The 17,478-nt window shown below is 66.0% G+C and carries 24 protein-coding genes and 2 pseudogenes; 9 read left to right on the forward strand and 17 right to left on the reverse strand.

Annotated features, from left to right (window positions below):
- Window positions 1-178: 178 nt before the first annotated feature.
- Window positions 179-1,213 carry a Gfo/Idh/MocA family oxidoreductase gene (locus CJ179_RS31895; RefSeq protein ID WP_072943449.1) on the reverse strand — a complete coding sequence of 345 codons (1,035 nt, stop codon included), beginning with the start codon at window positions 1,211-1,213 and terminating at the stop codon, window positions 179-181.
- Window positions 1,214-1,341: 128 nt separating this feature from the next.
- On the opposite strand from CJ179_RS31895, the gene CJ179_RS31900 reads away from it, so the two are divergent.
- Window positions 1,342-1,929: a hypothetical protein gene (locus tag CJ179_RS31900; protein ID WP_095864102.1), complete on the forward strand. Its 588-nt coding sequence runs from the start codon at window positions 1,342-1,344 to the stop codon at window positions 1,927-1,929.
- Window positions 1,926-2,447 carry a hypothetical protein gene (locus CJ179_RS31905; RefSeq protein ID WP_095864103.1) on the forward strand — a complete coding sequence of 174 codons (522 nt, stop codon included), beginning with the start codon at window positions 1,926-1,928 and terminating at the stop codon, window positions 2,445-2,447. The genes CJ179_RS31900 and CJ179_RS31905 overlap by 4 nt, the downstream gene beginning before the upstream one ends.
- 43 nt (window positions 2,448-2,490) lie before the next feature.
- On the opposite strand, the gene CJ179_RS31910 is transcribed toward CJ179_RS31905, so the two are convergent.
- Both CJ179_RS31910 and CJ179_RS54105 read right to left on the reverse strand, forming a co-directional pair.
- Window positions 2,491-3,261, reverse strand: coding sequence for a substrate-binding domain-containing protein (locus CJ179_RS31910; protein WP_257015890.1), 771 nt, complete (start codon window positions 3,259-3,261; stop codon window positions 2,491-2,493).
- A gap of 84 nt (window positions 3,262-3,345) precedes the next feature.
- Window positions 3,346-3,483: pseudogene (locus CJ179_RS54105) on the reverse strand (LacI family DNA-binding transcriptional regulator); the annotation flags it as partial.
- 137 nt (window positions 3,484-3,620) lie between these two features.
- On the opposite strand from CJ179_RS54105, the gene CJ179_RS50725 reads away from it, so the two are divergent.
- The 4 genes from CJ179_RS50725 (at window position 3,621) to CJ179_RS31925 (ending at window position 7,274) form a co-directional block, all read left to right on the forward strand.
- A complete protein-coding gene (locus CJ179_RS50725; RefSeq protein ID WP_143051476.1) occupies window positions 3,621-3,845 on the forward strand; it encodes a hypothetical protein in 225 nt (74 codons plus the stop codon).
- Window positions 3,842-5,395, forward strand: coding sequence for a sodium:solute symporter family protein (locus tag CJ179_RS31915; protein WP_167372228.1), 1,554 nt, complete (start codon window positions 3,842-3,844; stop codon window positions 5,393-5,395). Before CJ179_RS50725 ends, CJ179_RS31915 begins: the two co-directional genes overlap by 4 nt.
- 13 nt (window positions 5,396-5,408) lie before the next feature.
- Window positions 5,409-6,410 (forward strand): nitrilase-related carbon-nitrogen hydrolase, encoded by a 1,002-nt coding sequence (locus CJ179_RS31920; protein ID WP_083395883.1) that lies wholly within the window; start codon window positions 5,409-5,411, stop codon window positions 6,408-6,410.
- A gap of 273 nt (window positions 6,411-6,683) precedes the next feature.
- Window positions 6,684-7,274, forward strand: a complete 591-nt coding sequence (locus CJ179_RS31925; RefSeq protein WP_095864332.1) for a class I SAM-dependent methyltransferase — start codon at window positions 6,684-6,686, stop codon at window positions 7,272-7,274.
- Window positions 7,275-7,294: 20 nt separating this feature from the next.
- Here the strand turns inward: CJ179_RS31925 and CJ179_RS31930 are convergent, their stop codons facing one another.
- Window positions 7,295-7,615, reverse strand: coding sequence for a hypothetical protein (locus CJ179_RS31930; RefSeq protein WP_072943458.1), 321 nt, complete (start codon window positions 7,613-7,615; stop codon window positions 7,295-7,297).
- 240 nt (window positions 7,616-7,855) lie between these two features.
- On the opposite strand from CJ179_RS31930, the gene CJ179_RS31935 reads away from it, so the two are divergent.
- The 3 genes from CJ179_RS31935 to CJ179_RS31945 all read left to right on the forward strand — a co-directional run bounded on the left by CJ179_RS31935 (window position 7,856) and on the right by CJ179_RS31945 (window position 9,903).
- A complete protein-coding gene (locus CJ179_RS31935; protein WP_095864104.1) occupies window positions 7,856-8,563 on the forward strand; it encodes an SDR family oxidoreductase in 708 nt (235 codons plus the stop codon).
- Complete coding sequence (locus CJ179_RS31940; protein WP_072943460.1) at window positions 8,560-9,618, forward strand: S-adenosylmethionine:tRNA ribosyltransferase-isomerase; 1,059 nt, start codon at window positions 8,560-8,562, stop codon at window positions 9,616-9,618. The genes CJ179_RS31935 and CJ179_RS31940 overlap by 4 nt, the downstream gene beginning before the upstream one ends.
- A gap of 90 nt (window positions 9,619-9,708) precedes the next feature.
- Window positions 9,709-9,903, forward strand: coding sequence for a CsbD family protein (locus tag CJ179_RS31945; RefSeq protein ID WP_072943461.1), 195 nt, complete (start codon window positions 9,709-9,711; stop codon window positions 9,901-9,903).
- 26 nt (window positions 9,904-9,929) lie between these two features.
- On the opposite strand, the gene CJ179_RS31950 is transcribed toward CJ179_RS31945, so the two are convergent.
- The 13 genes and pseudogenes from CJ179_RS31950 to CJ179_RS32010 all read right to left on the reverse strand — a co-directional run bounded on the left by CJ179_RS31950 (window position 9,930) and on the right by CJ179_RS32010 (window position 17,157).
- A complete protein-coding gene (locus CJ179_RS31950; protein ID WP_072943462.1) occupies window positions 9,930-10,262 on the reverse strand; it encodes a gas vesicle protein K in 333 nt (110 codons plus the stop codon).
- Entirely contained in the window at window positions 10,255-10,464 is a 210-nt protein-coding gene (locus tag CJ179_RS31955) for a gas vesicle protein (protein ID WP_072943463.1), read from the reverse strand. The genes CJ179_RS31950 and CJ179_RS31955 overlap by 8 nt, the downstream gene beginning before the upstream one ends.
- Before the next feature lie 3 nt (window positions 10,465-10,467).
- Window positions 10,468-11,247, reverse strand: a complete 780-nt coding sequence (locus tag CJ179_RS31960) for a GvpL/GvpF family gas vesicle protein (protein WP_095864105.1) — start codon at window positions 11,245-11,247, stop codon at window positions 10,468-10,470.
- Window positions 11,234-11,641: a gas vesicle protein gene (locus tag CJ179_RS31965; RefSeq protein ID WP_095864106.1), complete on the reverse strand. Its 408-nt coding sequence runs from the start codon at window positions 11,639-11,641 to the stop codon at window positions 11,234-11,236. The genes CJ179_RS31960 and CJ179_RS31965 overlap by 14 nt, the downstream gene beginning before the upstream one ends.
- Entirely contained in the window at window positions 11,638-11,928 is a 291-nt protein-coding gene (locus tag CJ179_RS31970; protein WP_072943466.1) for a gas vesicle protein, read from the reverse strand. Before CJ179_RS31970 ends, CJ179_RS31965 begins: the two co-directional genes overlap by 4 nt.
- Before the next feature lie 6 nt (window positions 11,929-11,934).
- Window positions 11,935-12,186 carry a gas vesicle protein GvpG gene (locus tag CJ179_RS31975; RefSeq protein ID WP_072943467.1) on the reverse strand — a complete coding sequence of 84 codons (252 nt, stop codon included), beginning with the start codon at window positions 12,184-12,186 and terminating at the stop codon, window positions 11,935-11,937.
- A gap of 3 nt (window positions 12,187-12,189) precedes the next feature.
- Window positions 12,190-12,978 carry a GvpL/GvpF family gas vesicle protein gene (locus CJ179_RS31980; RefSeq protein WP_072943468.1) on the reverse strand — a complete coding sequence of 263 codons (789 nt, stop codon included), beginning with the start codon at window positions 12,976-12,978 and terminating at the stop codon, window positions 12,190-12,192.
- Window positions 12,978-13,394: a gas vesicle protein GvpJ gene (gvpJ, locus tag CJ179_RS31985; protein ID WP_072943470.1), complete on the reverse strand. Its 417-nt coding sequence runs from the start codon at window positions 13,392-13,394 to the stop codon at window positions 12,978-12,980. The genes CJ179_RS31980 and gvpJ overlap by 1 nt, the downstream gene beginning before the upstream one ends.
- Complete coding sequence (locus CJ179_RS31990) at window positions 13,391-14,566, reverse strand: SRPBCC family protein (RefSeq protein WP_095864333.1); 1,176 nt, start codon at window positions 14,564-14,566, stop codon at window positions 13,391-13,393. Before CJ179_RS31990 ends, gvpJ begins: the two co-directional genes overlap by 4 nt.
- Window positions 14,567-14,571: 5 nt before the next feature.
- Window positions 14,572-15,285, reverse strand: coding sequence for a hypothetical protein (locus CJ179_RS31995; protein ID WP_095864107.1), 714 nt, complete (start codon window positions 15,283-15,285; stop codon window positions 14,572-14,574).
- A gap of 266 nt (window positions 15,286-15,551) precedes the next feature.
- Window positions 15,552-15,881 carry a hypothetical protein gene (locus CJ179_RS32000; RefSeq protein WP_083395884.1) on the reverse strand — a complete coding sequence of 110 codons (330 nt, stop codon included), beginning with the start codon at window positions 15,879-15,881 and terminating at the stop codon, window positions 15,552-15,554.
- A gap of 148 nt (window positions 15,882-16,029) precedes the next feature.
- The gene (locus tag CJ179_RS32005) at window positions 16,030-16,239 is read right to left on the reverse strand and encodes a hypothetical protein (RefSeq protein ID WP_095864108.1); all 210 of its coding nucleotides are present in this window, start codon (window positions 16,237-16,239) and stop codon (window positions 16,030-16,032) included.
- Window positions 16,240-16,304: 65 nt separating this feature from the next.
- Window positions 16,305-17,157 (reverse strand): annotated as a pseudogene (locus tag CJ179_RS32010) (cupin domain-containing protein).
- Window positions 17,158-17,478: the final 321 nt, after the last annotated feature.

The following is a 17,478-nucleotide window of genomic DNA, read 5'->3' on the forward strand; positions in this document are numbered from 1 at the left end:
GGCGGTCGCGCCGGAGGCGGCACCTCCGGCGGCAAGACTCGGTGGACCCGAGCGGGGCACTCGATCGAACTGCACCATGGGGCACGTGCGTACGTACTGCGGCAGTTGGCTTTCGTAGAGGAGTGCCTCGCCCCGTGAGCTTGGTGCACCGCGGCGGTTCAGCGGCAGTAGTTGCCCGTCAGTCGACGGGCGGCACGGCGACCGTGCGGCCGGTCTCGGCGGCCTCACGTGCCGCCGCCAGCACCGCGATGGTGCCGAGTGCGGTGCGCGCCGGAACCGGCTGCGGGCCGGCGCCGGCCACTGCCGCCGCGAACTCGGTGTAATAGTCCTGATACGCACCCCGCTGAGACGGGATCGTTTCCGGTCCTCGCGCCGTGTGAAGGACACCCCACCGTTCCGGTCGTTCGAGACCCCACCCGGTCGGATCGTCGACGGGCCGACTCCCCGCGAACAGCGCCTGCGCCTGAACGTCCGTGCCGTCCGCCACATAGCTGCCGGCACTGCCGAACGCGCGCAGCCGCCGTCCCTCGAGATGGTTGACCTTGGTCGACGAGACGGTCGAATAGACGCCGCTGCGGTGGGTGATGTTGACGACGAAGCCGGCGTCGGTGCGTCCCTCCGGCCGGTCGACGTAATCGAGATGTGCGTCCACCCGCTCGGCCGGACCGAGCAACCACAGCATCTGGTCGACGACGTGTGCGCCGATGTCCCGCAACAGCCCACCGGTCGGGCCCGCTTCGAGGGTGTCGGCACCGTCCAGGTCGAAATGCGACTCGACACGCCAGATGTCGCCGAGCCGCGGCAACACCGACTTCAGCGTGCGGATATCGGCGTCGTAGCGACGGTTGTGAAAAACGCTGAGCAGCACCCCGGCTTCGTCGCCGGCGGCGATCAACTCGGAGGCCGTCGCGACATCCGGTGCGAACGGCTTGTCCGCGACCACGTGCACACCCCGCCCGACCGCCTCGAGCACGAGTTCGCGTCGCGTCTGCGGTGGGGTGGTGATGGTGACGGCATCGACGCCGGAATCGATGAGCTCGCCCAGGCTCGGGAACACCGGCACTCCGGGGAAGTCGGCGGTAGCCTGGGCGACGCGGTCGGGGGAGCGGGTCACGATGCCGCCCAGTGTGATTCCCTCCGCCGCCTCGATGAACGGCGCGTGGAAATACCGGCCACCCAGGCCGTACCCGGCAATTCCAATCTTTACGGTCATGCCATGAGTCTATGTTAAGACATTCGAACAATCCACCGGTGTGCGCGGACGCAAGGGTCCGCAGTGGTGGCGCCGTTTTCGAATGAGCCATCGGGGTACACGGTCGAGGGACGAGGAGGTTTGAGGAAATGCCTGTTTGGGGATGGATCTTGATCGCGGTGCTCGTCGTGATCGCGGTGCTGGCGATCTTCGCGTCCCGCTCGATCAGCAGTCGCAAGAGGACGGAACGGCTGAAAGGGCGGTTCGGCCCCGAATACGAGCGGACGGTCGGTGAGGCGGGCGACCAAGGCGCCGCCGAGAAGGAGCTCGCCGCCCGCGAACGAAAGCGGGAGAAGCTCGACATCGTCCCGCTGCCACCCGAGGCGCGCGCGAAGTACACCGATTCCTGGCGGACGGTTCAGATCGAGTTCGTCGACAACCCGTCGAGCGCGGTCGCCGCTGCGGACCGGCTCGTAATACACGTCATGCGCGAACGTGGTTACCCGATCGACGACTTCGATCAGCGCGCGGCCGACATTTCGGTAGACCACCCGAAGGTCGTCGAGAACTACCGCACGGCGCACGGTATCTATCTCGCGCAAGAGCAGGGCGACATCGGTACAGAGCAACAGCGGGAGGCGTTCGTGCACTACCGCGAACTTTTCGAGAAGTTGCTCGAGACGGATGAGAGCAAAGACGAGCCGAACAAGGACGAGTCGAAGGAGACGCGCGCATGACAACCCCAGACCGGCAACCCGAGGGCACCAGCCCGGCCGGGAGCGGCGAAACGTCCACCGAGAACCCCGCCTCGGCGGTCGAGGGAACCGGATCACCCACCGGAACAACCGAATCTGCCCCCGAGGTTGCCGCCGCGCCGGCCGAGGGTGTCCAGCGGCCGACGGAGGTCCCGGACTCGGCGGGCGAGGCCCGACCCGCGTCGGCCGAGGGGGCTCGACCGTCCGCACAGGACGCCGACACGCCGGTCGGGCAGACACTGTTCGCCGAGGATGAACTTTCGGTTCTTCGCTTGCGCTGGGACGAGGTTCAGGCGGGCTTCGTCGACGATCCCCGAGAGTGTGTGCAGAAGGCGGACGGTCTCGTGTCGGACGTCGTCGACCGGATCACGACCGGGTTCTCGGAGGCGCGTTCGCGGCTCGAGGAGCAGTGGGCCCGAGGTGAAGAGGGCTCGACGGAGGACCTTCGTCTTGCGCTGAAGCGCTATCGCGAGTTCTTCCAGCGATTGCTCGAGCTCTGAGCGAGGAGTTCGAGGGCAAGTAAGTGGGGAGGGCCTGATTCCATTACTGCACAGACGAGGGAGACGTGCGTGACAGGTTCGCCGAATGATATCGGTGTAGCGGCGCGGCCGGCAGTGAGGTGGACAGCTCGACGAGGAGCTCCATGGCCTCTCGACCGAAACTGCGAGGAGCGAGATCCACTGCGAATATCTGCGAACTTCCCAACTCGCTGACCGGGTCACCTGCAAGGGATGCCACCCGAAAACCGTTCTCGCTGTCGGCGTCGGGCGCCTTCCCCAGCGCGTGCAGCATCGGCACGGCGCGAGCTGCCAATCCTTGAGGTCCGAAAACAATTGCGTCGACTTCACATTCGCCGACCAACCTCTCGAGAACGGCGAACAACTCGGCCTCGCTCGGGTCGGCTGGCAGACTGAACACAAGCGGCTCGAAGCGCTCTCGCAGGCACCACTGTTCAAAGCTGCGCGCCGAGTCCGCCGCCCACCTGGGGCCGTGGAACGACTCCAAGCCGATATATCCTGGACGCCGCGTTCCCGTTGACTCGAGTTGCCCAAGAACGAAATCGACGACCGCGGCATGGTCGATCTCGATCGTTCCCTGCGGCTCCGTGGGCAGTGGGCCGCTTCGCCCGGCAAAGACTATCGGGATCGATGCGCTGAGCATTCTCTCGACCACCGGATCCTCGTCCAGGGCATCGATGACGACCGCGCCGTCGACCTGAAAATGTTCGGACGTTCGCGTGTGCAGTGTGAGATCTCGCCCCACCGCCGCCGCCGCGTCCGCCGCCCCGAAAGCGAAATGCATGTAGAAGGACAATCCTCGAACCTCGGACGGGATATACAACCCGAAAGCCCCGGTGCTTCGCCGACGCAAAGACCGGGCTGCCCGATTCGACACGTACCCCATCGATTGCGCGGCCGTCATCACCCGCTGGCGAGTCGCCTCCGACACCCGCCCGGATCCGACCAATGCATCGGACACCGTCGTCTTCGACAGGCCGAGTTCGCGAGCCAGATCGACGATCGTCACTGTGGGCATGCCCCGATCCTACCGACCCAGCGATTCGGGAAACCTCGGTAACACCTCTTGACATGTGACATGGGTTACGAGCACGATTAATGCGTGCCGGAACGTTCCGGCATCCGCCTTCGGCGGCTCTACCTCGGAGTTTGCACATGACACATTCGACCCGCTCGCCCGCGAGTAGGTGGCGTTCCCCTGTCATCGCGGGGCTGCTGATGCTCGATTTGGCCGTCGGCTTGGCGCCGCCGCTGCATTGGCTTGCCGGCAACGGCACCGCCTTGCTGTCGATGGGGTACTTCCTCGCAGCCGGTGTGTCCATCACCCTGAGCCTGCTCGTAATGTTCGCCCTCGACTCGGACCCCGGTGATCGTCGATGAACATGCTCGTCGGATATGGCAGCGTCGCCGTCTTCTTCCTGATCGTCGTTGCCGCGTTGGAGCTGACCAAGCGGAAAGACGCGACGTTCAGCGAATACGCGACGGCAGGACGCTCGTTCGGATCGTTCTTCGGAACGATGGCGTTCCTCAACACCTGGCTGCCCGGAACGATGTTCATCTCGTTTGCAGGTCTCGCGGCGGGCGCGGGGGTCATCGGCTTCTACTCACTGATCTATTCGCTGCTCGCCGTCGTGCTGATGTTCTTCCTCGCCAAACCCGTGCACGATTGGGGTAAGCGGTACGACCTGCGAACTCAGGCGGATCTCCTCGGCGCCCGCTACAACTCACGAGCCGTGCGGGTGGTCGCAGCGCTGATCGGCATCGCTGCATCCTTCCCGTGGATCGTTCTGGGGATGCAGTCGCTGGCACTGGTGTTCCAGTACCTGTCGTTCGGGCGAATCGGCGGAGCGACCGCCGTTCTGATCGGGATCATGGTGATCGGGCTGCGACAGATCTGGACAATCCGATTCGGGATGCGCGGTGTGATCATCAGCGACATGGTGCAGGGAATCGTCGCCTACTTCGTCGGCACCCTCGTCATTCTCGGCCTGCTCACCTGGCTGGTCAGTAACGGCCACGGATTCGGTGACGTCGACCCGACCCACTTCGAGTTGCCGGGTCCGGGGAGCGCCTTGGGGCCTTTGTACCTTTCGTCGCTGATACTGACCGGTGCGCTCGGAGGGTGGTGTTGGCCGGACATCTTTGTTCGACTCTTCACTGCGAGAAGCGCCGCGACGATCAAACGTTCGGCGGTACAGGCGGCGCCGGTCCTGCTGATCTTCGGGGCGGCACTGACCCTGATGGCGATCGCAGCGTCCAGCGTCCCCGGTGTCGCGGAGGCACCCGACGATGTATGGTTCATCGCCGCCGGTGTCGGCGGCATCGGCTTGATCACCGTCGCCGGCATTTGCGTGGTCGCGGCCACCATGGGCAATGTCGGCGCCAACCTTCAGGCGCTCGGCACTCAGACCGCGAACGATATCATCGGTGTCGCCAAGGGGGTTCGGGTCACCGATCCAAGGATCGGACGCATCGCGGTGGGGGTGCTGACGCTGTTGGCGGCCCTCGGCGCTTCCGCCACCGTCGGTATCTCCTCCGGACTGATCACCCTCGCTCTCATCTCATACCAGGGCATCTGCCAACTCGCCCCGACCCTGTTCCTGGGCATCTTCTGGAGGAAAGGCACTGCAGCCGCGGCAGTCTCCGCGATGTCGAGTGGCTTCGCTACGGCAGCCGTGCTGCAGTGGCTCTACCCGGTGTCGATCCCATGGCTCGGGGGCCTGACCTCCGGCGTCGCAGCCTTGGCCGTCAACGCTGCCGTCTATGTGGCGGTGACTTACTCGGCGCCGATGAACGATACCGAACGCAACCGAGTCGGCCAGCTGTTCGACCGATTGAGCGAATCGAAGGCCGATCCGGACCCCGAAAGCCGGTCGAGCCCCGACACCGAATCCGATTCCGACACCACCAGCCAGTACACCCACCAGTAGAAGGCAACGCCCAATGAGACACACCCTCGCAACGAACCCACGGTCGGTGACCGTGGCGGCCACCCAGTTCGCCTGCACCTGGGACCCGCACACGAACCTCGAGACGGCCGAACGACTCGTGCGCCACGCAGCCGACTCGGGTGCTCAGATCGTAGCCCTCCCTGAGCTGTTCGAAACGCCGTACTTCTGCCAGACCCTCGGCGACGAGTACTTCGCCCTCGCTGTGCCCATCGACGAGAATCCGGCCGTCGAACTGTGCCGTCACCTCGCCCATGAACTGCAGATCGTCCTCCCTGTGAGCACATTCGAACGTGACGGCCAGAAGTACTTCAACAGCGTCACCATCATCGACGCCGACGGCAGGAAGCTCGGAACGTACCGGAAAACTCACATACCGGAAGGTCCCGGATATCACGAGAAGTTCTACTTCAATCCCGGCGACACCGGCTTGTCGGTGTGGCGCACGCGTTACGCCACCATCGGCGTCGGCATCTGCTGGGATCAGTGGTTCGTCGAATCGGCACGGATCATGGCGTTGCAGGGCGCAGAGATCCTGCTCTTCCCCACGGCAATCGGATCGAGTCCCATCGCCGATGACGGTCACGGTGAACACGCCACGGAACCGGGAGACCTGCAGGACACTGCTCTGCGACACGCCCATTGGCAGAACGTGCAACGCGGACACGCTGCCGCGAACATGATGCCCGTAGTGGCCGCAAATCGGGTTGGCTGCGAAAGCCAGGGTTCCACGCACATCGACTTCTTCGGACAATCCTTCATGACAAATCAACGGGGAGAAGTCGTCGAGGAACTCAGCGGCGACGGCGAGGGCGTCATCCTTCACGAATACGATTTGGAGCAGCTGCGCACTCAGCGAGCGAGTTGGGGCCTGTTCCGCGACCGCCGCCCAAATGCTTACGCAGACCTGACGGCTGGATCTCACCCTTCACCGAACAACTCGAGTTCAGATCAGCATCAAGGGGGTCGTCGGACCGTATCGGTAGGAACGTTCTGACCCAGACGCCGAAGGTGCGGTTCGTTCATCCCTTCGTGCACGGCCCGCACCCGAACCTCCGGGTGCGGGCCGTGACCTTGTGAGGAATGTGACGGCCTGCGACGGTGGCGAATGAGCGGATCGCGTGTACGAGGAACCGGCCGAGTGTCACGCATTGCCGTGTCACGATGGGTTGGCGCGATCGGGTGCAGGAAGGGGGCGGTGGTGTCGGAGCGATCAGGACCTCCAGCCGACGATCCGTTCGGCGGTCGGGAACCGACCAGCCACGAGCGGATGACGGGGCTGCCCTGGGATGCGTCGTACCACGAGGGCCGTGCGCCCTGGGATATCGACGGGCCCCAGCCGGCGATCGTGCGGGTGGCATCCGAGGGCGGATTCGCCGGAGCGGTCCTCGACGCGGGCTGCGGAACCGGCGAAAACGCACTTCACCTCGCCGTGCTGGGACTGTCGGTTGTGGGCGTGGATGTGGCAGAGACGGCGCTGGCGATCGCTAGGGCAAAGGCCGAGGATCGTCGGATCGAGATAGAGTTCGCCGCGGCCGACGCACTCCGGCTGGAGACGCTGGGACGCCGGTTCGCGACAGTGCTGGACTGCGGACTGTTCCACACCTTCGACGCCGGCGAGTGGCCGGGCTACGTGGCGAGTCTGGCCTCGGTGACCGAACCCGACGGGATCCTGTATGTGCTGTGCTTCAGTGATGACGGACCCGATGCCGGCCCGCACCCCGTCAGCCGGGAGGAGTTGAGAGCAGCGTTCAACCCCGGAGCCGGATGGACCATCGCAGCCATCCAACCGGACCGGATTCACACGCGATTCCACGGCGACGGCGCACCGGCCTGGCTCGCGACCGTCACGCGGATCTAGATATCGCGTGCGGCGCGCTGTTACTCGGCGTTGCCGGTCGGGAAGTAGACCGACCCGTCGCTACCGACGCAGCCGCCCTGGACGGGGCCGGGTCCGAAATAGGCGCCGTTGACCGAACCGGCGCTACCGGAGGAATTCGAGCCGACTCCGGCTCCCGCGACGCCGACTGCCCCACAGGTGTAGCTGTTCGAGTCGCCCGGCTCGCTCTCCACCTGAACCTGGGTGCCGGGAGTCGTCGGATCCCCGTGCAGGTTCGGTGCTGCGGCCGCGATACCGGGTGCGGCGAAGGCGGCGAATGCAGCGGCCGCTGCGATCGCCGAGCGCACTGCGACTGTGTTCATGCGAAGTCACTCTCGATTCTGTTGGCGCCCCGGTTCGGCTCGCAGGCTTCAGCGCGGGTCGTGGCACGTGGCGCATTCGTCTCACGGTAGGGACTCATTATCGTCCGATCGACCTCGGAATCCCACCCCTCGGTGCGGGCGCCCCGCCCGGACCGGCCCCGCAGGACAGCGGCCCTTGACATGAAGTGGACTTCAGGTTTCAAGATGGTGCCAGATGTCACTGGAGGCAAGGAGTCCGCGATGAACGGCACCAGAACGGCGCTGATCACTGGGGGATCGGCAGGATTGGGACGGGCGAGCGCACTCGCGCTCGCGGAGCGCGGCTGGGAGGTGATCGTCACCGGAAGGCGGGTCGAACCGCTCGATCGGGTCGCCTCGCGGGGGAGCACCATCACCGCCGTCCCCGGTGATGTGACGGATCCGCGGCATCGCGAGCGTATCGCCGAGGTGATCGAGGCGCAGGGGCGACTGGACCTGCTCCTCAACAACGCCAGCGCGCTCGGCCCCAGCCCCATGCCCGCACTGACCCGGTACCCGGAGGACGCACTGGCCCAGGTCTTCACGACGAACGTACTGGCCCCGCTCGCGCTGATCGGCGCGCTGATCGGGCAGATAAAGGCCGCGGACGGCATCGTGATCAACATTTCGTCGGACGCCGCGGTCGAGGCCTATGCGGGCTGGGGCGGCTACGGTGCGGCGAAGGCGGCGCTCGACCACGCGACCGCGGTACTGGCGGTCGAGGAGCCGGATCTCGCGATCTACGCGTTCGATCCCGGCGACATGCGCACCGCGATGCACCAGGCGGCGTTCCCCGGCGAGGACATCTCGGATCGGCCCGAGCCGGAGACCGTGGTCCCGGCCCTGCTGAGGCTGCTCGACACGAGACCGCCCAGCGGCCGGTACCGTGCATCCGACGTCGCGGCCGCGAACACCGGAGTGTCGTCGTGACCCGGTCGGGCAGCGACTCCGTGACCGAATTCCGGTTCGTCCTGCCGCAGCGGTTGGAGGCGAGCGGCCCGCCGGAGGAGCGGGGCCTGCTGCGGGACTCGGTGAAGCTGCTCGTGTCCGACCGGGGCAACTTGGTGCACAGCACATTTCACGACCTGCCCCGCTTTCTCCGGCCGGGCGACGTGGTGGTGGTGAACGCGTCGGCGACGTTGGCCGCGGCAATGGACGGCACCGTCGACACGGTAGGACCGGTGGTCGTGCACTTCTCCACCGAACTCGAGGGTGGCGACTGGGCGGTCGAGGTGCGAGCGCCGGGCCCGGTATCCGGAGCCCTCGACTCGGTCACGGAGGGAACGCGGATCAGGCTGTCGCGCGGCGCCGTTGCGACACTCCAGGAGCCCTGGCCCCGTGGTTCGACCCGGCTGTGGCGGGCCTCGGTCGACGGCGTCACGGACGTAGCCGCGGAACTGCTCGCCACCGCGGGCCGTCCGATCACGTACGCGTACGTCCACGAGCGATGGCCCCTGTCCTACTACCAGACGATCTTCGGCCGGACCGGTGGGAGCGCCGAGATGGCCAGCGCCGCGCGGCCGTTCACGCATCCGATCGTCACCGATCTCGCGACCTCGGGGGTGGTGACAGCGCCGATCCTGTTGCACACGGGTGTGTCCTCGCCCGAGCGCGGGGAGCCGCCGATCCCCGAGCGGTACGAGGTGCCGGAGCACACGGCGCGGCTGATCAATGATCGTCGCGCGGCGGGCGGGCGCGTGATCGCGGTCGGCACCACGGTGACCAGGGCTCTCGAGACCCGGGCAACGCCGGACGGGCTGGCGGTGGCGGGCGGGGGCTGGACGAACCTGGTGCTGAGCGCGGGGCGGCCGGCCCGCGTGGTGGACGGGCTGATCACGGGTTGGCACGCGCCCGGGGCTTCCCACCTGATGCTGCTCGAATCGGTGGTGGGCGCGGCGGCCGTCCGACGCGCCTACGACGAGGCACTCGCGCGCGGATACCTGTGGCACGAGTTCGGGGACAGCGCGCTGTTGCTGCGGCGGTGATCGCACGATCGGATGCGACGCCGCACGGGGCGTGATTGAAACCGGTGGCGCAGGGCAATCGGGAGGGACCGCAGAGGACAGGACAGCGTCATGAACATGGGAAAGAAGATCCGGCACAAGGTCGAAACCGCCGAGGGCGCCGCCAAGAAGGCGGTCGGCAAGGCCACCGGCAACGCCCACCTCGAAGCAGAGGGGAGCAAAGAACAGGCCAGGGGCAACGCCAAGCAGATGGGAGACAAGGTCAAGGACGCCGGAAAGAAGATCAAGAACGCCCTCAAACATTGATATCGACGACGCTTTCAGGGTCCGGCCTATTCGTTCGACAGCAGCGGCCCCAGCGGTCCGAGATCGATGTTCAGGTCCTCGGGTGTGAGATCGAAATGATCACGCAGCTCCGCCATGCGCTCCTCGAGCAGCATGAGCGTCGTCCCGATGCGTTCGATCTGGTCGTCGCTGAGATCGCCGTGCTCGACTCGGCGCAGCGCCTGCCGTTCCATCAACTGCCGCAGTAGCTCGACGATCGTCAGCACGAGGGTGACCAGGCCCTTCTCGACCGATTCGGGATCCGCGTCGATCCGCTGCGGCAATACCCGGCGACCGATGTCGCTCGGGACATCCGAATCGACAGGCTCGGGCTCAGCCATCGGTGGAATCCTGCTCGGCCGGATCTGGGACAAGTGCGCTCACCGACGCGATGAGCGTGCGCAGGGAGATGCGGACCATGTCGACGTCGGCGAGCGACAGCGTGATCTCACCGGTGATGACGACACCGCCGCCCAGCACCCGGTCGAGTAGATCGACGAGCGCGATGCGTCGAGTGTCGTCCGCGGGGACCATCTCACTCATGGCTCACCCGTCGATCCCGGCGAACGAATACGGCGGCCACGGTCCGGTCAATTCCAATGTGATGCCCGGACGTTGGGTGTCGAGTGCCGTGACGAGTGCAGCGAAACCCTCGACGCGATCATTGTCGACGAGGTAGGTGCCGTTGAAGATCATCCAGGCCCGCTTGCCGGTCAGCACCGGGTCGGTGACTTGCCGGCGTACCCCGTCGACGGCCCGGTCCAGGAGCGCGGTGTGAATTTCTCCCGCGTGGCCGGCCGCTTTGCGTTCGACGTCCTGCTGCGCGCTCAATTCCGCACGGCGTCGCAGTAGATACGCGGTTCCCTTTCCGGCCGCACCCGTCGGGGGCGGCTCCTCCTTCACGTCCTGCGACAGCGTCTTGGCGTCGCCGTATCCTTTGACGCCCCATTCGCTCCTACCGGTCACCCGGCGCAGCGTCGCACCGAACTCCTCCTGTCGTTCCGTGAGGAGGCGGCGGACGCGCTCGTCGTCGAGATAGAGGGTCGCCAATCGCAACGGAACGGTGGGGCCGTTGCGCAACACGGCCGCCACCACGGCGTCGTGGGCTCTCGCGGTTGCGGCGAGCCAGTCGAGGTCCTCGAGTTTGCGTTGCAGAGGCTCCTGCCCGAATTCGCCGAGGCTCACCGTCCCCACCACCGCGACCAGACCCGACGACGTCACCGCCCGGACCGGCTCGCCTGCCACGCCGGTGACCCCGGCGAGTTGCGCATCGCCGACGCCGTCCGTCGTGATGCTGTAGAGCCAGACACCGTCATCCGCGGTCATCGTCGCGCTCCTGACGCCTCGCCTCCACCTCGACCGTGTCGGCGGCCTCGACGGCAGGGCGGACCGACCTGTCGGACTCGAGTGCGGCAATCCGCTCCTTGAGCTTTCGATTCTCGAGTTCGAGGTCGCTGCTCTTGCCGGTCAGCCAGGGGTCGTTCTCCCACCAGTTGATCCCGACCTCCCTTGCCGTCTCCAGCGAGGCGATGACCAACCGCACCTTGATGGTCAACAGTTCGATGTCGAGCAGGTTGACCTGGATGTCTCCGGCGATCACGAGCCCCTTGTCGAGCACCCGCTCGAGGATCTCGCCGAGATTCGTCGACTGATGCCCGCCGCCGAATCCGCCGCCCGAACTCTGCGGAAGGTTGCTCGTACCGCCGCCGGCGATCGTCATGACTGCGTGCTCCCGCTGTCACCGACACCGCGGATGTAGCGGCGGGTTCTGCGGTAGGACAACAGTTCTCCATCCAGATCGACGACCACCTCGTACAACGCGAGCATGTCCGTCGACGACGGGATCCGCCGATCCTCGACCACTTCCACCTCGACCGTCCAGCCGTCGTCGGTGGGCATGACCGATGTGGCACCCAGGGGTTTCTTGCCGGTCAATTGCGCAATGTCACGCGTTGCGATCTCCGCGATCTCGGGTGCCGGCAACGGAGGTGGCTCCTCTTCTGCCATCGCCGATCACTCCCTCTCCGTACTGCTGGGCCGTGTCGTTCCGGTCATGCGGTCGAGGATGGCCTGCTGGGCCTGCTCTTCCTCCTCGGCGGAGATCTCGCCCGCCGCGCGTGCGTCCTCCAACTCCTCGAGCGCGCGCCGCGCACTCGCGGGGTTGTGGAGTTCCTCCTCGACCTGCCGCTGAATCAGCTCGGCAAGCGAGATCACTCCACGAACGGGGGCGAGCGGCAGCGTGGCGATGAACGACAGCAGGCCCATCGGTCAGCCCTCCGGCTTCTGCGTCACCACGAAGTCGTAGGCGGCGAGGGGTCCGAGCAGGCGCATCTCGACGCGGCCGTCCCACCGTTCGGCCAGGTCTCCGACTGCCTTCTCGAGTTCGTCCTGCCGGGCGACCTCGACGAGCACGGCCACCTGCGCGGCCTCCTCCTCGTGAGTCGGTTCCCGCACGTTGACCGAATCGGACAGCGACTCGAGCGCCTCGACCACCGTGCGCGTGTCTTCGTCCCGCTTGGCCTCGATGCCGTTGCTGACGATCTCGCCCAGCGCCATCCGGGCGTCGCGGGTGGTCTCCTCGGGCTGATTTCGGATCGCGTCGACCAGTTCGCCCGCTTGTTGGTTTTCCTCGATTATTTCCCGGAGGATCGCTTCCTCGACGTACCGCCCCTTCACGACGTACTGCGCTCGACCCTCGAGTTCCTTCAACGCTGCCGCGAACTCGTCGGCGTGTGCTTCGAGCAGTTCCTTCTCGACGGCGTCCTCATCGGTCATGACCGCCCCGAAACGAAGCGGGAGCACCGGTGCCACACGCGAGGTACCGTCCAGCACGTGCGCATGGGTTCGAAGGTCCTCGGGCTTGCCGAGCGGCCTGTCCACCGAGATCTCGCTGACGAGCGCCGCGATGTCGCCGTGCTTGACGATGCTGACCGGTCCGTCACACACGCCGACCGCGTCCTCTTCGGCTTCCACATCCGCGGGCACTATGCCGTACACGTAGACACCGCTGGTCCGCGGCTCCTCGGGTGCGTCGTTGGACTTTTCTGACGTAGACATCACTTGTCCCCTCGACTGGACTTGCGCGAAACCCGCTCGCGCTCGGGTTCTTCCTGCCCGCCGCCGAGGATGTCGCCGAGTTTGTCACCCGCGGCCTCGAGCGCACCCTTGGTTTTCGATTTGGCGCCACCCTCGGTGACGTCGCCGACCAGGTCCGTCAGACCCTTCGGCTCGCCACTGCCGATCTCGAGCCGGTTCACGGCCTCCGCGAACCGCAGATAGGTGTCGACACTGGCGACGACGACGCGCGCGTCGATGGTCAGCAGTTCGATACCGACCAGTGACACCCGCACGTAGGCATCGATAACCAGGCCCTTGTCGAGGATGGTGTCGATGACGTCGGCGAGGCTACTGGAGCTGGGGCCGCCGCTGACTCCACCACCTCCGCCGCCTCCCGCCGGTTGTATTGCCGTCATTGCCGCGCTCCTTGACGCGAGCCGGCGGATTTCTTGGCGGCAGTCTTACGCGGGCGGCCCCGCCTCTTCGGGGCTGCCTTGTCCTCGGCGGCCGCAGCGGTCTTGCGTGGGCGACCTCGACGTGCCCGCGGGGGTGTTTCCTCTTCCTCTTCTTCCTCTTCCTCCTCGGACTCGTCTTCGTCGGTTTCCTCGGGCTCTTCCTGCTCCGACTCGTCCTGCTCCGACTCGTCCTGCTCGGGCTCCTCGTCTTCGCTCTCCTCGCCTTCGGCTTCGTCGGTTTCGTCGGTTTCGTCGAGCTCGTCCGACTCGTCCGGCTGCGTCTCTTCCTCGTCGGGCTCGACCACCTCGCCGTCCCGGATCTCCCCGCGCCAGCCCACCACCTCGTCGGGATGGAGAACGGACTGCGTCATGACGTGGCGTCCAAAGTGCTTCAACTCCAGTCGCGCTCGTCGTCCCTGGGCCCGCCAGATGTTGCCCGTCTTCTCGAACAGACCCTTCGGGTGATACTCGAGGATGAGGACGATGCGGGTGAGATCGGGAGTCACCTCGTGGAACGTCACCGCGCCGTCGACATAACCCTTGGCACCCTTCGAGTGCCACACGATCCGCTCATCGGGAACCTGCTCGATGATCGACGCTTCCCACGTGCGGTGCGACAGGAACACCTGCGCCTTCCACTCGAGCTTTTCGTCCGATTCCTGCTCCACCCGCTCGACCTTCTTCATGAAGGAGGGGAAGTCGGCGAACTGGGTCCACTGGTTGTAGGCGAGCTGGACCGGGACCCCGACATCGAGCGTTTCGACGATGTTGGTCAACTTGAGCTTCTTGCCCTTGCTGCCGCCACCACCGGTGACGGCCTCCTTGACGTCAGAGGCGGTGTCCTTGACCATTTGCTTGGCGCCCTGCCAGCCACCGCTCACCGCCGACTTGATCGGTGATTCACCCTCGGCCAGCTTCTCGGAACCGGTCACGGCGGCGAGCAGCCCGCCTCCGCCGCCCTCGGCGTAATCGGTGAGCCTGCCGGACGCGTTCTGCACCTTGTCGGAGACCGATGTGAGCGCCTTCTCCGTCACCGTGCCGACCAGCTTCTGCAGTGCCTCCTGCAGCACACCCGACGATCCGCCCCCGTCTCCCGGTGCGGCTTCTCGCAGTTTGTTCGCGGCGTTCGTCATCGTGCTCACCGTCCGCCGCGCCGGACGGGCGCGGAATCAGTCGTCGCTTTGGCCCGTGTCCGGCGGCCGCGGGTCGGGGCTTCCTCGTCGTCCTCGTCGGATTTCGCGCTGCGCGACCTGCTCGACGGCCGGGAGTTGCCGTTGGTGCTGGACGCGCGTCGACGTGCGGCGGGTCGCTTGCGTGGAGCGGGTGCCTCCTCGTCGGCGGCTTCCTCCTCGTCGGGTTCGGGCTCCTCGTAGTCCTCGTCCTCGTCGGCGTACTGTTCGTCCGGCTCTTCGTCGACTTCGGATTCGTCGTACTCCTCGTCCTTGGACCGACCGCGTCGCTTGCGGCCGAGTTTTCCGAGACTGCTGAGTTTGCCGACCGAGTTACCGACACCACCCACAGTGTCGTCGACTGTGTCGCCCACGTCGCTGACGGCTTCGCCGCCGCCCGACAGAATCCGGTTGTTGAGCTGGTTGATGCGCTGACTTGCTGCGGTGACCGCCGCGGCCTTCGCCGCGCTGACCAGCTCTTGTCGAACCGAATCGCTGATCTTGGCGAACTCGGGGGAGTTCGCGAGCACCTTCGTGCCGCGTTCCAACAAGTCGCGTGGCCCGCCGGGGAAGCGTCCGGTCGCACCCGCAGCCGCCAGCATCAGTGCCATTTTCATCCTGTGTGTTCGGCCCAGCATGTACCCCGCGCCGACGGCCAACGCCACCTGACCTTTGGTTTTCATCGTCGAACCCCTTTACCGAGTAGTCGCCGGCGCACCTCTCGCCAACTTCGGCAATGTGTCGCAATACCGTGCGCGGTAAGGGGGCGCCGTCTCCCGACTACCCCAGCCGCACGACGCTCAACCAGCGGCAGAAAAGTCGGTTCGGCCGGCGTGCCGCGGAGCACGCTTTCTGCGTATTTACACGGGCGGTGGCGATATCGACGCGTCGTTGTCGTATTTCGAGAGTCGTTGAGTTGCAACGCGTTCCCTGTGACAGCGGGAAAATGTCACTGGGCGGCGGCTCGTACCGCAGCGACGATCACTGCGACAAGGAGCACCAGCAGAAGAACCACGAGTAATACGGGTCCGAGCAGCAGCGCGACGATCAGAAGGAGAACAAGGCCGAACTTGGCCTTTCCGCTCAAGCCGGATACCAGCGCCTTGATCGCGGCCCACACCGGATTCTTACCCGTCAAGGCGGCGCGAATGCCTTCGAGTCCGGCGCCGACCCCGGCGTTGCTGTGTATCACCTCGTGGACGAGCGACGCCAACCATTTCTTGAATTTCTGCCGAAGATTCTGCGCCTCCATCTCGCCGCGGTCCCGCAGTGCGTCCACGAGGTGGCGAACCTGGTCCTTCAGCCACTCGGTGACGTCCCCGAAGTCCTGCGGAACCGGATCGGGCAGGCGCGAGCGGCCGGCGCCGGAGGATCGGGTGTGGGCCGGTGCGGGGGACCCTGTGTCCCGGGGACGCTTCCCCGTCGGCTTAGTCGCGGATTCGGTGCCGGCATCCGTACGCGTCGGCCGGGCCGCCGTCTCGGTCCGCCGGGGAAGGCCGTGCCGCGATCCGGCCGACGCTGATGTCGAGCTTGCCGGCCGCCTGGGCGGGAGTGGCTGCCTCCGCGGCAGTCGACCCGGGGGAGCGTCGGCGAGCGCCGTCGACCGTGTCGTCGTCCTCTCTCGTGCGCCCATACACCCCAATTACCCTCGGGGAAATTCTTGAAACCGGAGCGGGAACGGCGGCAATCCGGGTACGACGGGTTACCGCTCTCCGCGTTCGTCGAGCGGGTTGTTGCGGGTGACGATGAGCGGGTCGGCGGGGGTGAACGGGAAATTCGGCAGATCGCCGATGTGGGTGCCGAACGTGGCGGCGAGGACTTCGCGGGAGTACGCGCTGACCGATGCGCGGTATCCGATGTCACCGGGCGTCGGCTGGTCGAAGAAAATCAGAAAATGGATGTCGTCGGACCCCGCGACCTCGATGTGGTGTGGGTATGCGCGGGGAATGAAATACACGTCCCCCTGCTCGAGATACCAGGTGTCGAGGGAGCCGTCCGGGTCCATGACCGTCATCCGCGCCGATCCGCGCCGCACATAACCCATTTCGCCGCCGACGGCACCACGGGATCGCCGATTCGCGCCGCCAGGGCGCGGTCCGCGGTGTCGCGTCGGAGAGCGGTGAAGTCGGAGGCGTCGAGATCGTAGGTGTTGCCGAGGACGGCATCGGTCATCGCGCCGAACGCGGCTCCACCGAAGTCCTCGGGGCGCTCGCTCCGGAAGGCGATGAGAATTCCGCGACCTCGTCGCCGATGTTCTCGATGTGGTGCAGCGATCCCGAATCGATGTGGAACATCTCTCCGGCGCCGACAGTGAAGGTGGAGAACACGCTGCCGGTGTCGAGCACGGAGACAAGTGACGTTCCGGACAGGCAATAGGTGAGTTCGTTGGCGTTGGCGTGCCAATGCGAGGTGCGCATCGCTCCGGGGTTGATCGACAGGCGCTTCAGGATCGGGAAGGTGTCCGCTGTCACCCGGGTGATCGAGCCCATGTCGGATTGCTCGACGATCTCGCCGTCGGTCAACGAGGTGTTGTGAATGCTGCGTCGCGTGCTCATGGATGTGCCTTCCGTGTCGGACGGTTGCCTGGGACGGCCTCGGCGGTGGGAAGCAGTTCGCGCATACAGGTAGAAGTATGTCTTTCCGCAGTGAAATGTTCCGGTGATCGCGACGGAGTGAGTGGGCTCTCGGGCTAGGATTCGAAGAAGGCCTGCCAGCTGGTGCCGCCCGTCGGCGCGGTACTCGAACCATGGCGCCGAGGCGGTGATGGCGACGATGAGGGATTTCCCGGTGGAGTACATGCGGGGCCGGAGAAATGGAGTGGGTCGGTTCCGCACACTGCGCGCCACCCGCCTCGTTGTGATCGCGGCGTGCGGCGC

This window comes from Rhodococcus sp. ACS1, assembly GCF_002300155.1.
In the GTDB taxonomy this organism is placed as follows: Bacteria; Actinomycetota; Actinomycetes; order Mycobacteriales; family Mycobacteriaceae; genus Rhodococcus_F; species Rhodococcus_F koreensis.

Coding starts and splice junctions, on each gene's coding strand:
- CJ179_RS31935 (WP_095864104.1), top strand. CDS start 7,856: ATGAACGGCACCAGAACGGCGCTGATCACTGGGGGATCGGCAGGATTG.
- CJ179_RS31905 (WP_095864103.1), top strand. CDS start 1,926: ATGACAACCCCAGACCGGCAACCCGAGGGCACCAGCCCGGCCGGGAGC.
- CJ179_RS31915 (WP_167372228.1), top strand. CDS start 3,842: ATGAACATGCTCGTCGGATATGGCAGCGTCGCCGTCTTCTTCCTGATC.
- CJ179_RS31995 (WP_095864107.1), bottom strand. CDS start 15,285: ATGAAAACCAAAGGTCAGGTGGCGTTGGCCGTCGGCGCGGGGTACATG.
- CJ179_RS31955 (WP_072943463.1), bottom strand. CDS start 10,464: ATGAGTGAGATGGTCCCCGCGGACGACACTCGACGCATCGCGCTCGTC.
- CJ179_RS31920 (WP_083395883.1), top strand. CDS start 5,409: ATGAGACACACCCTCGCAACGAACCCACGGTCGGTGACCGTGGCGGCC.
- CJ179_RS31990 (WP_095864333.1), bottom strand. CDS start 14,566: ATGACGAACGCCGCGAACAAACTGCGAGAAGCCGCACCGGGAGACGGG.
- CJ179_RS31945 (WP_072943461.1), top strand. CDS start 9,709: ATGAACATGGGAAAGAAGATCCGGCACAAGGTCGAAACCGCCGAGGGC.
- CJ179_RS31930 (WP_072943458.1), bottom strand. CDS start 7,615: ATGAACACAGTCGCAGTGCGCTCGGCGATCGCAGCGGCCGCTGCATTC.
- CJ179_RS31980 (WP_072943468.1), bottom strand. CDS start 12,978: ATGTCTACGTCAGAAAAGTCCAACGACGCACCCGAGGAGCCGCGGACC.
- CJ179_RS31895 (WP_072943449.1), bottom strand. CDS start 1,213: ATGACCGTAAAGATTGGAATTGCCGGGTACGGCCTGGGTGGCCGGTAT.
- CJ179_RS50725 (WP_143051476.1), top strand. CDS start 3,621: ATGACACATTCGACCCGCTCGCCCGCGAGTAGGTGGCGTTCCCCTGTC.
- CJ179_RS31950 (WP_072943462.1), bottom strand. CDS start 10,262: ATGGCTGAGCCCGAGCCTGTCGATTCGGATGTCCCGAGCGACATCGGT.
- CJ179_RS31975 (WP_072943467.1), bottom strand. CDS start 12,186: ATGGGCCTGCTGTCGTTCATCGCCACGCTGCCGCTCGCCCCCGTTCGT.
- CJ179_RS31965 (WP_095864106.1), bottom strand. CDS start 11,641: ATGACGATCGCCGGCGGCGGTACGAGCAACCTTCCGCAGAGTTCGGGC.
- gvpJ (WP_072943470.1), bottom strand. CDS start 13,394: ATGACGGCAATACAACCGGCGGGAGGCGGCGGAGGTGGTGGAGTCAGC.
- CJ179_RS31900 (WP_095864102.1), top strand. CDS start 1,342: ATGCCTGTTTGGGGATGGATCTTGATCGCGGTGCTCGTCGTGATCGCG.
- CJ179_RS31960 (WP_095864105.1), bottom strand. CDS start 11,247: ATGACCGCGGATGACGGTGTCTGGCTCTACAGCATCACGACGGACGGC.
- CJ179_RS31970 (WP_072943466.1), bottom strand. CDS start 11,928: ATGGCAGAAGAGGAGCCACCTCCGTTGCCGGCACCCGAGATCGCGGAG.
- CJ179_RS31925 (WP_095864332.1), top strand. CDS start 6,684: ATGACGGGGCTGCCCTGGGATGCGTCGTACCACGAGGGCCGTGCGCCC.